An 11,586-nucleotide genomic window follows, 5' to 3' on the forward strand; every position below is an offset into this window, starting at 1 on the left:
TTCTCTATGATATACTTACTTTAAGTAAGAATGTTCCATAAATTCATGATTGGAGATGGCACTATGGCAGAATTGACATCCGAAATGAAGGACATGCTGAAAAATCAGCTGCCCTACTTAGCGACAAGCGGCGCTGACAGCAAACCACAAGTCGGACCGAAGGGATCGTTGCACGTTCTTGACGACTCGCACCTCATCTACTTCGAGCATACTTTCCGTCACGCTTACACCAACTTGAAAGCGAATCCGCAAGCGGCCGTGGCCGTGGCGGACCGTGTGGCCCAGAAGGGATTCCGCTTCGAAGGCACCGCTCACATCCACGAAAATGACGACTACGCTAACGAGATTTTGGGGAAAACCAAAATCTTTGATCGGTTCCCGCGGGCCGGCGTGGTGGTCATTGACGTTGAGCAAATTTTCAAGCTGGATAATACTTTAGAGGCCGGTACTCAGCTGGCGTAATGGTTGGCCTTTGGTCCCTGAGTGATACAAAAGAAGGCCTTGGTTCACCATTCTCCTCCCAAGAATGGTGAACCAAGGCCTTTTGTCTGTCCGGTTCAAAGAATATATTCACTCTGCATATCCCGGATAAAATCGGCGAACTCGTCCCGGGCCCGGTTAATGGCTTCCATATTCTGTTTGGCCAGCAACTGCAAGAAGTTCATCCGTTCGGCCCGGAACCGTTCCCGCACGGACCCCGTTGTCTCTTGACTCAGCCGTTCCAGCTGGGTCAAAATCAGCTGATTCTCCGCTTCTTCCTTGCTCGGCACTTTGAACGCGGCGAGGCGCGAACGCATCCGCGCCCGTTCCAGATCATTGAGATCATCTTGGTCCAGAACGAATACCGTCGTTGCAATTTGCTCTGTCGTGTCGTTGCGCAGCGCCACCGTAAGGTTCAAATCGCTGTTGAAGGCAAACTGCACCGTCACTTGCCGAGCTGCCGAGGCCTGGGGAACCGCTAGAGCCCCCAGATACACGTTCTCGTGCGTGTGCTGGTACTCCCCTAAGAACACCGGCACACTGCTGATTTCCTCCCCAGAGTCAATCGTGAACGAACAGACGGCCTGACTCGGTAATGAATCCCCCCGGTCAACAAGCGGCACGAAGAAATCGGTGACTTCCCCGTTCGCGGTTTCTTGGGTAGCCTGCGTCTCAAAGGAGTGCGCGCTGATGGGCGCGAGCACCATTTCCCGCAAAGTTTGACAAAGCTGCGGCTGCCCCGCCAGCGCAGCCAAACCCAGCGCAACCTGGTCTCCGGGTGTTGCACCTAGCAGCGGCAGACACCGGCATAGTTTGGCGACCTGCTGCCGCACCGCCGGCAGCTGGGCTCCCGAACCGGCCAGCACCACTTGATCGATGTCCGACAGCTGCAAGCCGGCACTATGCAGTACCTGATCCAGCGGTACGCGCATTGCCCCTAGCAATGGCGCGAACACGCTCTTCAGATGCGCGGCGTCGACTGAATAGGAATACTCTGTGTCCCCCACACTGAGCGTATTCATATCTGTATTCGCCGTCTTTTTCAACTCTTCCAATTGATCAAAAAGCTGATGATACAGTGGCTGATCAATCCCGGTCAGGCGGGCCTCAGCCGCAAAATCCGTTACCAAGGCATGGGTGAAGTCATTGCCGCCCAGGTGGTTGGCCACCTCCTGCTGCATGATCTGCAACGTACCAGCGGCGTGCTGCACCAGACTGACGGAGAAATGATCGGCCCCCATATCCATGACCAGAATCCGCTGAACATTGGTGACTGCGGTCTGATCGGCCAGGGCAGCGGCGGTTGCTTCCCCAATTAAGCGGACCACCGTCAGCCCCGCCAGCTTAGCTGCCTCGATCAAGGCCGCCTGCTGCCGATTATCGAAATACGCGGGCACACTCAATACGGCCTCGCTAACCGATTCTCCCAGATAACGTTGCGCGCTGACGCGCAAGTTCTTCAGCACCAAGGCAGTCAGCTCCGTGGGCGTGTATGTTTCCCCCTGCAGCACATACCGTTTCTTGGTCCCCAAAAAGGGCTTGAAACCGGCCGCCGTCGCGGCCGGGTCCAAACTGCCCCGGGCTTTGGCGACCGCCCCCACGGTCACCTCGCTCTGGGGAGCAGCATTGACCACCGTTGGCGTCAGTTCCGCGCCCCACTCGTTGGGAATAATGCGCCCGGCGTGGCCGTCAAAATAACTGACCATGGCGCTTGCTGTTCCGAAGTCAATTCCAATCACCGTCATCTGCACTGCCCCCTTTACCCTTTAGATTCAGTTTACGGGAGTCGGGTATGGTTTTTAATTTGATTTTTGAAGAAAATCTTTACTTTTGGTGAGTGTGTTACTCAGCGCACAAAAATAGCGGACCATTTCGCCCGCTTAAGCCGTACTTATGCGTCAATTTGGTATCCCGTCACCTGCACCAAATCACCATCGCTGCCAAAAATATGGCCGGCTTTGTCCTGCCAGACGCCGTGCGTACCCGCTACGATGATGTGCAGGGTGTAACAACCGGCCACCAGTTCCGGCGCCATATAGCGCAGCCCGGTGCTCGGGACTTTATTGTAGAAATCCACATAGGAATCCTGAAACGGCTGGTCCCGTTCATTGGTCAGCACAACTCTGGCGTAGCCGCTGTGCCGATTCGTGATCCCGCCGAGGGCAAGCCGCCGCCCCGTGAAGGGAATCGTCAACTCCTCCGCCGGGGTGGCTGAAGCGAATGCCACAGGAGTCGCTGCCGCGGAAGACGTCACGGGCTTAACTGTGCTGTTTTCCCACTCTTCCCAGTACTCAGGAATAGTGATTGTGTCGCCGCTGACGGTGATTGGCAACCACACTTGCGTGGCCGCGTCCGCCTGCTTCGGGAAGGACCAGCGATCGCCCAGATACATGGGTACGGTGCCGTATTCTGTCGGCAGCATGAAGACAAATGAACATTGGGAGTTGTATGTCAACGTGCCTGCCGGGCAAAACACGCCTTGCTTCTCCCACGGACCAGCCAGGCTGACGGCGGTGTAATACACGTTATCGTTCCGTTCCCAACTGGTCTTATGCGACGTCAGCAGAAAATAGCGATTGCCCTGGCGAAACATCGCCGGCGATTCTTCCCTCGGGGCAATATCCCGGACAATCAGCGCGACCACACTGCGGTAATCCGGGGCCAGCTGGTAAATGTTGCCCTCGTGGGTCAAGAGGTACGCCGTCCCGTCATCGTCCACGAAAGTCCCGAGATCCCACATATGGATCGGCTCGCCATTGAACAGCGGCGGCCCTTGAAATTCGAATGTGCCATCAATGGTTGGACTGGTCGCTAAGCCCACGTGGGGATCCGTATAGCCCAGGTCATCAGTGTGCATCAGCATCACATACCCGCCGGCTGGAGCGGCCAGCACTTTCACCCGCTCACCGATACGATTGGGCCCCAGCAACCCGCTGCTCTGCGGCCCTAATGCCAATCCCGTGTATTGCCAATGCTCCAAATCGGTGGACACATACCGCGAAAAACCGATAAATTTGTTCTCGTCATTGGTCTTGTACTCGCCAAACAGATAGTAATGATCATTGGCCTGCACTAAGCAGCCGGCCTTCGCGTTCACCGGTTTGTGGTACTGATCAAACCACGGTACGCCGTTACGTACTACGCCCATAAATAGTCTCCTTTGTAACCGTTATACTGTTATATTACTATATTTAAGAGCAAAGTACATCCCCCAATCTTGGTCATTCGCCCACGGGTCGGCATAGTGGGCGCGGACCCCATTCACGCTCATAGGATACACAAAGGCACAAGTGGCCCTGCCGTCAGGGAAGAACATGCTCAGTACGTTACGGAATATTGCTTCGGGGTCCGGATAATCGGCATCGGGGAATACCGTTTGGGCTCCAGCAAAGGCAATACCCGACAGCGCGCTCCAATAGTGGGAGAATGTATCTCCGTACAGCTTGCGTTTACCAAACCAGTACCCGTCCCAATGGCGAATGGCCGCCCCATACACATGGTAATCCGGCTGATCACCGTGGAACGCGGCTAGGCCGCGCAACTGAACGGCGGCGCCTTCCCGGTATCGCTCATCTCCGGTCAGTTGGAACAATTCGAGGAGGTAAATGGCGGCGGGAGCCACGATGCTTTGTTCGTAGTTGACCTCATGGGCGGGATAGTTCTGCCCATGCTGCAGGATGAACTCACCCAGGCGCTCGCACCCCGCCAGCATCTCGGCAGCATCGTCCGGCCGATTGGCAGCCCGCAGCGTCTCGATCAAGTCGCTCATCGGCACGTCAATGGAATAATGCTAATCGCCGCCTTCTTTGAAATACGCCCGCATGATCTGCACCGCTCGGTCCAAATCCGCTGCCTCGTGCCGCCAGTGATACACTTGCAGAAATAAATCCGCCACCCAAGGGAAATTGTACAACCGATGAGTGTCGTTGTTCCGCGGGGCATCATTGAATACCTCGCCGGTCGTTTCATCCAGCAACTGGATGCGGACGAAATGCAGATACTGCTCTAAACTGCGGGCCACCACCGCATCCTCATGCGTCTGCAAATAATACGCCAGCAGCACCCCAATGCCGACCCGTTCCCGGCCGGCATCCAGGTCATTGACGTGCTCGTAGTACTGCCGGTGCGTCTCGTTATCGTAAACCAGATACGCGCCGTTCAAAGCACTGGCCGCATCGTGGCATTGCTGATGGTCAACGATGAAGTGCACCCGCCGCTTCACCAACTCGGCGAAGCCCGGTTGTTGGTAGAAATCTGCCCACGTCGTCTGCCCACCGGCCTGCACGCGCAACCGATGCGCACAGACGGCTAAATCACCCGGCAGTTCGTAAACCAAGCGATCATCCTGCACCGCGCCGCTAACCGGACTGCCATCCACCGTCAGCGTGACCGCGGCTAAATCGATACCCTGCCCCTGAATCGTCACCGGTACCGTCTCGCCGGGGAAAAGCGTATATTGCGGTGCCTGTACCGTCAGAAAACCGGGAAACTTCCGTAACCGCGCTTGGAAATCCCCCCGGTCCGCAAACCAAAACCACACCAGTTGCAGCGTATAACGCTCACCCGGATGCAAGTGCAGGTCTTCGGGATGCAGAATAAAGTCGCCCCGTTCGTTGCTGGCTTGCGCCAGATCTCGATTGATACTGTATCCTTGCAGACTCCCCTGACGCAGCACCGCCCCGAGATTCGGCCCGCTGCCGTCCATCCGCAGCGCCATGATATAACTCGCGCTGCCGCCGCACCACAGATGGACGTTGCAACGCTGATTCAGCGCCCGCTCATCCGCCAAGTAGGTATCCGGCAGCGGCAGGGCAATGCCGATATCTGTCTCTTGACTGTAAATATCGAACGGTGTGTTGTTTGTTAGTGTGTAGGTTTCGACCAGCTGGTCGCCCTGCACATGCCGCTCCACGGCAGCGGTTAACGACTGCTTGCTGGTCACCGTGCCCCACACCGTTGTCCGGTCGTTCTGGGCCCAATTCATGTGCGCGGTGTCGTTGGCGGCGGATAGGCCGGTCAGCTGGCCAGCCGCATTCGTCTGCAGATCAAAAGTTGTCATTACTTCGCCCTTCTTCCTAGCTTTGCTTCTTCCAGTTTAGTCATCTACAAGTAGAAATACATCACAATCAGACAAATAACGCCAGGGGCGACCAAAATCATCAAGGGCTTGATGACGAACCCGATCAAGCCGGTCAGCGTCGTTTCAAACAACAGCGATAGAAACAGGACCGGATGCTGCATGATGATTTGCACTGACTTATGCCAATAACCCAACAGGCTTTCTTCGCGATCGGTGACGTAAGCGAGGACAAAAAGGAAGAAATACACGCTCAAGCCCATGATCACCAGGGGAATCGCCCGCCCCATGGCGCCGAACCGGCCGTAATACCAAAAGGCCGTGTAGAGCACGAACAGCCACGCATCAAACACTAACCCTATCAGCATTGCAGCCTTGTAGTTCTCTTTGTACTGGCGCCAAATCGTCCGCCAGAAATGCGGTTCTTCTTTTTTTCGGTAGAAATGGCGGACCGTCGCATAGGCCGCACACCACCCGGGCGCCACGATGAACGGTACCAAGGCAATAATCGTCAGCACCAAAGTACCGACTTCATTCACATTGCTGGCCATACTGAGGTTCAACAACAGATACAGCATTGGCCAAGTCGTCAGCAGCAGGATAATTTCCGCTTTGACCAAGATAAAGACCCACTTCGTGATGACGCTAGAGTGATGTTCCAATTCCATGTCCCTGCTCTCCTTGCATTGTCTTGATTTCCCGATATTGTTTCGGCGTCAGCCCGTAATGCCGTTTGAACACCCGGATGAAATACTGGGTTTCGTTATACCCCACCATCCGGCTGATATCCTCCACGCGCAGATTGGATTCCACCAATAACGCCGCCGCCCGTTCCATGCGAACATCGACCGTGAATTGACCAATCGTCGTCCCCGCCTCTTTCTTGAAGAGCCGAGACAGATAAACCGGGTGCAGATATACCAAATCACCCAATTTATCCAGAGTGACGTCATCGCCTAAATTCGCCGTAATGTACTGTTTCACGTGGGCGACAACCTCAATGCTGCGGTCTTGCTGGAAGAAAGACTGAATCCAATCCGCCAGCACCGGCATATTCGCCTGTAAGCGCCCCGCGGTGACGTGCCACAGATCGTTGATTCCCAAATCCTTCAGCAAGACTGGATTATGACCATTGATCAAAGTCACCAGATCAATGAACAACTGATTGAAGAGCACCGTATCTTCTTCTTGCTTGTTAATGGTCTGCATCTGGGGGAAATAGTTGATGTTGCGTTTATCTCCGGGAAAATAATGATAGTCGGCGGGTAATTCGCCGAATAAGTACTGGAACAGGGCCTGATGGGTATCCTTCTGCTTGGTAACCGGAACAATCGGCAGGCCAACTTCCTCATTGGTCAGCAGCAGCATGTGGGCGGTCAACGGCACGGTGACTAACGCCGGCACATCCGCAATCTCCTGGGGCGGCAGCAGGCGCCACGCATAGTTATCGCGCACCAGCGCCGAATAGATCAGACTGCCCTCCGGCACCGCCTGGGGCAGCGTGGTCAATGCCGCCAGCCAGAGTTGCAGCGGCCGGGTATTGCTCAAATCGAAGTTCTCCTGGCGCAACTGGGCCACATGGCGCACGACCTTCTCCAGATCCGGCTGCAATACCGGTTTGAGCAAGTAATCCACGACACCGTAACGCAATGCTTGCTGGGCATAATCAAATTCGGAATAACCGGAAAGGATCACCACTTGCGTCGCTAACTTGTTGGTCGTCACCAACCGGGCTAAATCTAGCCCGGAGACTTCCGGCATCCGAATATCGGTGATCAGCAAGGCCGGCTTCTCCGCTTGCAGCAACTGACTGGCCGCCTGCCCGCTGGTCGCCGTCAGAACCGTATCATAACCAAAATCCGACCAGCGAATCAAATGCTTCAAGTATTCTAAAATGTGGTTTTCATCATCCACGAGCAATACTTTCAACGGTATGCCCTCCTTTCATTGGCAGCCGGAACGTCACTGCTAAGCCGCCCAGGTCACTGGCGTCAAAGCGCAAGCCAGCGTCTCGGCCGTAAAAGTTGATCAGCCGCTGGTTAACATTCCATAATCCCAAATGCCGCCCATCTTTGCTGGGTTCCGGGCGATTGATGCGTAAAATCAACTGGGCAATTTCTTCATCAGTTAATGGTGCCCCGTCATTTTCCACGGTAAAGATGAGGCCATCATCCTGGTGCCGCACACGCACCACAATTGTAAGCGGTCGTTAAACGGGTATATGGTTCGCGCCGTAGCCTCCTTGTATGCTTGAGTCATCAAGTACACAAGGAGGCTTTTTATGGTTCAAATTAAAGATATTGTGCCGGTTCAAATGACAGATCGGACACCCAGCACTGGTGGGAAGCCCCAGATAGCTGCTCGAATCAAGCTCAAAGATGCCGAAGTGATTTTTTATAATGGTGCTGATCGGAGCACTCGGCACATCGTCTTACAGGAGTTGACTGGTAATGTTCCCCAATATCCAAGAACTTAACATCTACATCATCTGTGGCAAGACTGACCTCCGCAAAGGAATTGACGGTTTAGCTGCCTCACTGCGGGAACTCTATGGTGAGAACGAAGTCCCGTACGACCACTCACTATTCCTATTTTGCGGCAGTCAGCGGGACCGGTTCAAGGCCCTTTACTGGGATCGCAGCGGCTTCGTCCTCTATTACAAGCGGTTCGAGAACGGCCACCTGCAATGGCCCCGCAACCGGTCCGACGTACAACGACTAAGCCATTACCAGTTAAAACGATTGATCACTGGTCTAAGTATTATTGAGAGGCGTACCATTCATGACCGCAGGGTCGGATATACCAATTAAATGTGGAAGAGGATGCCAAATGAAATTTGGTATTACCTCTTCCTTTTTATGATCTATAAATGATATAATCCAATAATCAATAATTCAGGAGGGCCACACATTGGTCGACCCAAAAAATAGCATTGCACTCGCAGATGCCACCCCCGAGCAATTACGGACTATCGTCCAAAATTTACTCCACGAAAACCAACAGATGCAGGAGCAGCTGGCCGTATTGAAACGTGTTCTCTATGGTCGTCGCCGCGAATCCAGCCAAAATTTGCCAGATGGGCAAACCAACCTCTTCAACGAACACGTGCTCACCCAGGAAGAACAAGCAGCGGTCGCCAAGGCGAGTGGCGAAGACGAGCCAGTCAAGAAACGCCCTAAGAAAGTGGTTCACCGAAAATCGATGGACCTGAGTCAATTACCACAAAACACTCGCGACTATACTTTAGACACTGAAGATCAGATTTGCCCAGGATGTGGGAAGATGATGGCCGATATTGGGCGGACAGCCGTACGTAAAGAGGTCGACTTTGTCCCCGTTAAGTTGTTGGCCACCACTGTTTACCAGCACACTTACGTCTGCACTAACGAGCAGTGTTTACAAGACCACGGTAAGGTAATCACCAAGAAAGCAGACGTACCGAAGCCCGTGATCTCCCACAGTATGGCTTCAAATGCGGTCGTGACCGAATCAATCTTGACCAAATTTATCTATAAAGTGCCGGATTACCGGCAAGAAAAGCTCTGGCATAATCGTGGCGCAGATTTTACCCGGCAAGCCCTGTCTGGTTGGCCTATCAAGGCAGCCGAAGAATATCTGCGGCCGCTCTACAATTTGATGCATCAAGAACTGCTGGCCCAGGATATCATTCACGCCGATGAGACGCCCTACCGGGTGCTCGCCATCAAGAAGGCCAAGACCTATTACTGGGTTTACACCTCAGGCAAGTTTGCGGAGCATCAAATTATCCTGTATGACCACGGCGACACCCGCGGGTACGGCGAAGCTGAGCGCTTCCTTAAGGGATATACGAAATACCTGCAGACCGATGGCTATGCTGTGTATCCCCGGTTGCCGGATCTGACCATGTTTATTGCTGGGCGCACGTCCGGCGGAAGTTCGACGAAGCGGTTACCGGTGGTGATACCGGATTGGCACCCATTGGTCGGCAATACTGTAATGAGATGTTCCACTTGGAACAGGGATGGCGTGGCCTGCCCGCAACTGAGCGACTTGCGCAGCGTAAAGAACACCTCCAGCCGCAGATGGATGCCTTCTTCAAATGGTTGTTTGAATTGGGTGACAGTTACTTACCGAAATCCAAACTTGGTCGCGCAGTTGAATACGCACTGGGCCATGAAGTAGGATTACGGGCGGTTCTCCAAGACGGCCGGTTGGAGTTATCCAATAACCGGGCCGAACGAGCCGTCAAAGAGCTGGTGATGGGCCGCAAAAATTGGCTCTTCTCACAGAGCAAACGCGGCGCCGTAGCGACGGGCATCTTATTAAGTGTGCTCAAAACTGCAGAGATAAATCACCTCGACCTTCGTCAATACTTGAACTATTTGTTTGCGGCATTACCTAATTTGCCGGTGCCCGGGGACTTGACGGTCCTACAGGACTATTTACCCTGGTCACCGAAAGTGCAGGAGATCTGCCACGAATAAATAATTCGAGTACAGCAGTGGCGCAATCCTTATGTTAGAGGGTTGCGCCACTTTTTCATATACGCCCGTTTAACGACCTCTTCCCCACAATTTGGTCCGCCCCTGCTTTGTTTTCGATTCCGTGGGTAATCGCATTCTCAATCAGCGGTTGCAGCAGCAGGGGTAAAATCGGCTGCGATTTCACTGCCTCGGGACAATCCAAGGTGTACCGAATCTGCTTGCGCAAGGCCATGACACTCAAATATTCATTGGCAAAGGACAATTCGTCGCCCACCGTCACCAGATGATTTTTCTGGGCCTGATACCGGTAATACCGGGCCAGATGCGCGGTCATTTCCGTCACCGCTTCCGGATCGTGGGCGACGGAAATGATGTAAAACAGGCTGTTGAAGAGAAAATGCGGATTGATCTGGGCCTGGTATTGCCGCAGCTCCGCGCTTTCCCGCAAATGCCATTCGTGATTATACGATTGCAGCAAATGCTCGGCCCCGCCCACCATCTGATTGAATTGGTTGAAGACGTAATCGAACTCGTTCCCCGGGAATTGCGTGATTCGGGTCGTATAGTCGCCATTTTCAACCCGCTTGAACTTATGGGTCAAAATATTCAGCTGTTTCACCACATTGTTGTAGAACAAAATGATGAGGAAGAAACCGATCAGACTCAGGATCACAATGGCCAGCACCATGACGCCGGTGACTTGATTGATCGAGCCCATGAACGCCTGGGCCGGGATGTAAGAAACCAGAAACAGGCCGGTGGTGCCGATTGACTGATAAAACACGTCGTAGGGGACGTCTTTCACCGTGATAGAAGTCAATTGTGCTTCCTGCCAAGTGGTGTCTTGGTGCATCAAGTGTTTGACCACCTGCCGGTCTACCGCCGTCATGGCGGCATAGGCCGGCCGATTCCGCTGCACCAGCAATTCCCGACTCTGCGTCGTGCTCCCGCCCGCAGCATCCGCCGAATATAGGCGTTGGCAACTTGCAGCGAAATACGAAACTGTTGGCTTTTGGCCGGTCCGCTATAAGGATACCCCAGCAAATAGAACAGTCCTTGCGACGTATACTGCCAACCGCTGGCGGGACGGCCAGCAAAACAATCGTGGCCAACGATTGGTTGGGTAATGCCCGGCGCTGTGACAACATTCCCGGTGGCCGGCCAATAAGCCACCACCCGCGCGACATCCGGCTCTTGGGTCAGACTATTGGCAACGGTATCCTGAACGCTCGTCGATGCAATCATATACTCATAGGAGCCATGGTCCAGTTCCTGCTGGCTGGCAAAGTCGCGGAACGCATCGGTGCCGGAGAGAAAGCCGGCCGTTGTCTCCACTGACGCGGCCTTCGCCGCAAACTGCTGACTGGCGTAATCAATCTGGCGTTTGGCGGAGTGAATCAAGGCGGTCCGATTATTGCTCACGCTGATGTAATACAGCGCGCCCACGAAGACCAATAAGAAGGCCAGGGCGGCGGCAAACACCAGCAGCAGTTGACGAATTCGGTTCCGCACAGTGATCCCTCCCAAGAAAATAATGAGCCCAAGACCGCCAGGGTGATGGGT

Annotated in this window: 13 protein-coding genes and 1 pseudogene; 5 read left to right on the forward strand and 9 right to left on the reverse strand. The window is 54.1% G+C overall.

What is annotated here, in order from left to right; all coding sequences use genetic code 11:
* The first annotated feature begins 63 nt into the window (after positions 1-63).
* Positions 64-462: a pyridoxamine 5'-phosphate oxidase family protein gene (locus FMM01_RS08620; protein ID WP_150392230.1), complete on the forward strand. Its 399-nt coding sequence runs from the start codon at positions 64-66 to the stop codon at positions 460-462.
* Positions 463-557: 95 nt separating this feature from the next.
* Here the strand turns inward: FMM01_RS08620 and FMM01_RS08625 are convergent, their stop codons facing one another.
* The 7 genes from FMM01_RS08625 to FMM01_RS08655 all read right to left on the reverse strand — a co-directional run bounded on the left by FMM01_RS08625 (position 558) and on the right by FMM01_RS08655 (position 7,751).
* On the reverse strand, positions 558-2,225 hold the full coding sequence (locus FMM01_RS08625) for an Hsp70 family protein (RefSeq protein WP_150392231.1): 1,668 nt from the start codon (positions 2,223-2,225) through the stop codon (positions 558-560).
* A gap of 146 nt (positions 2,226-2,371) precedes the next feature.
* Positions 2,372-3,628: a family 43 glycosylhydrolase gene (locus FMM01_RS08630; RefSeq protein WP_150392232.1), complete on the reverse strand. Its 1,257-nt coding sequence runs from the start codon at positions 3,626-3,628 to the stop codon at positions 2,372-2,374.
* A 21-nt stretch (positions 3,629-3,649) separates the two neighbouring features.
* A complete protein-coding gene (locus tag FMM01_RS08635; protein ID WP_150392233.1) occupies positions 3,650-4,249 on the reverse strand; it encodes a hypothetical protein in 600 nt (199 codons plus the stop codon).
* A gap of 21 nt (positions 4,250-4,270) precedes the next feature.
* Positions 4,271-5,539: a hypothetical protein gene (locus tag FMM01_RS08640; RefSeq protein WP_150392234.1), complete on the reverse strand. Its 1,269-nt coding sequence runs from the start codon at positions 5,537-5,539 to the stop codon at positions 4,271-4,273.
* A gap of 44 nt (positions 5,540-5,583) precedes the next feature.
* Positions 5,584-6,225 carry a DUF624 domain-containing protein gene (locus FMM01_RS08645; RefSeq protein ID WP_150392235.1) on the reverse strand — a complete coding sequence of 214 codons (642 nt, stop codon included), beginning with the start codon at positions 6,223-6,225 and terminating at the stop codon, positions 5,584-5,586.
* Positions 6,203-7,486 (reverse strand): response regulator, encoded by a 1,284-nt coding sequence (locus FMM01_RS08650; protein ID WP_150392236.1) that lies wholly within the window; start codon positions 7,484-7,486, stop codon positions 6,203-6,205. Before FMM01_RS08650 ends, FMM01_RS08645 begins: the two co-directional genes overlap by 23 nt.
* Positions 7,464-7,751 (reverse strand): sensor histidine kinase, encoded by a 288-nt coding sequence (locus FMM01_RS08655; protein ID WP_190973309.1) that lies wholly within the window; start codon positions 7,749-7,751, stop codon positions 7,464-7,466. The genes FMM01_RS08650 and FMM01_RS08655 overlap by 23 nt, the downstream gene beginning before the upstream one ends.
* A gap of 87 nt (positions 7,752-7,838) precedes the next feature.
* Here FMM01_RS08655 and FMM01_RS08660 point away from each other — a divergent pair, with 87 nt between their 5' ends.
* From FMM01_RS08660 to FMM01_RS16635, 4 genes and pseudogenes are all read left to right on the forward strand, one after another.
* On the forward strand, positions 7,839-8,033 hold the full coding sequence (locus tag FMM01_RS08660; protein ID WP_150391512.1) for a hypothetical protein: 195 nt from the start codon (positions 7,839-7,841) through the stop codon (positions 8,031-8,033).
* The gene (tnpB, locus tag FMM01_RS08665; protein WP_057824131.1) at positions 8,008-8,367 is read left to right on the forward strand and encodes an IS66 family insertion sequence element accessory protein TnpB; all 360 of its coding nucleotides are present in this window, start codon (positions 8,008-8,010) and stop codon (positions 8,365-8,367) included. Before FMM01_RS08660 ends, tnpB begins: the two co-directional genes overlap by 26 nt.
* Positions 8,368-8,560: 193 nt before the next feature.
* Positions 8,561-9,421, forward strand: a pseudogene (locus tag FMM01_RS16630) (IS66 family transposase); the annotation flags it as partial.
* Positions 9,391-10,023 carry an IS66 family transposase gene (locus FMM01_RS16635; protein WP_263405102.1) on the forward strand — a complete coding sequence of 211 codons (633 nt, stop codon included), beginning with the start codon at positions 9,391-9,393 and terminating at the stop codon, positions 10,021-10,023. The pseudogene FMM01_RS16630 and the gene FMM01_RS16635, both read left to right, overlap by 31 nt.
* Positions 10,024-10,078: 55 nt before the next feature.
* Here the strand turns inward: FMM01_RS16635 and FMM01_RS08680 are convergent, their stop codons facing one another.
* Together FMM01_RS08680 and FMM01_RS08685 are read right to left on the reverse strand one after the other, a co-directional pair.
* Positions 10,079-10,942, reverse strand: a complete 864-nt coding sequence (locus FMM01_RS08680; protein ID WP_150392240.1) for a sensor histidine kinase — start codon at positions 10,940-10,942, stop codon at positions 10,079-10,081.
* Complete coding sequence (locus FMM01_RS08685) at positions 10,909-11,535, reverse strand: hypothetical protein (protein WP_150392241.1); 627 nt, start codon at positions 11,533-11,535, stop codon at positions 10,909-10,911. The genes FMM01_RS08680 and FMM01_RS08685 overlap by 34 nt, the downstream gene beginning before the upstream one ends.
* Positions 11,536-11,586 lie beyond the last annotated feature (51 nt).

Source organism: Schleiferilactobacillus harbinensis, assembly GCF_008694105.1.
GTDB lineage: Bacteria > Bacillota > Bacilli > Lactobacillales > Lactobacillaceae > Schleiferilactobacillus > Schleiferilactobacillus harbinensis.

Excerpts from the sequence above, each read along its gene's own strand:
- FMM01_RS08620 (WP_150392230.1), top strand. The coding sequence starts at position 64 with ATGGCAGAATTGACATCCGAAATGAAGGACATGCTGAAAAATCAGCTG.
- FMM01_RS08635 (WP_150392233.1), bottom strand. The coding sequence starts at position 4,249 with ATGAGCGACTTGATCGAGACGCTGCGGGCTGCCAATCGGCCGGACGAT.
- FMM01_RS08640 (WP_150392234.1), bottom strand. The coding sequence starts at position 5,539 with ATGACAACTTTTGATCTGCAGACGAATGCGGCTGGCCAGCTGACCGGC.
- FMM01_RS08630 (WP_150392232.1), bottom strand. The coding sequence starts at position 3,628 with ATGGGCGTAGTACGTAACGGCGTACCGTGGTTTGATCAGTACCACAAA.
- FMM01_RS08660 (WP_150391512.1), top strand. The coding sequence starts at position 7,839 with ATGGTTCAAATTAAAGATATTGTGCCGGTTCAAATGACAGATCGGACA.
- tnpB (WP_057824131.1), top strand. The coding sequence starts at position 8,008 with ATGTTCCCCAATATCCAAGAACTTAACATCTACATCATCTGTGGCAAG.
- FMM01_RS08645 (WP_150392235.1), bottom strand. The coding sequence starts at position 6,225 with ATGGAATTGGAACATCACTCTAGCGTCATCACGAAGTGGGTCTTTATC.
- FMM01_RS08625 (WP_150392231.1), bottom strand. The coding sequence starts at position 2,225 with ATGACGGTGATTGGAATTGACTTCGGAACAGCAAGCGCCATGGTCAGT.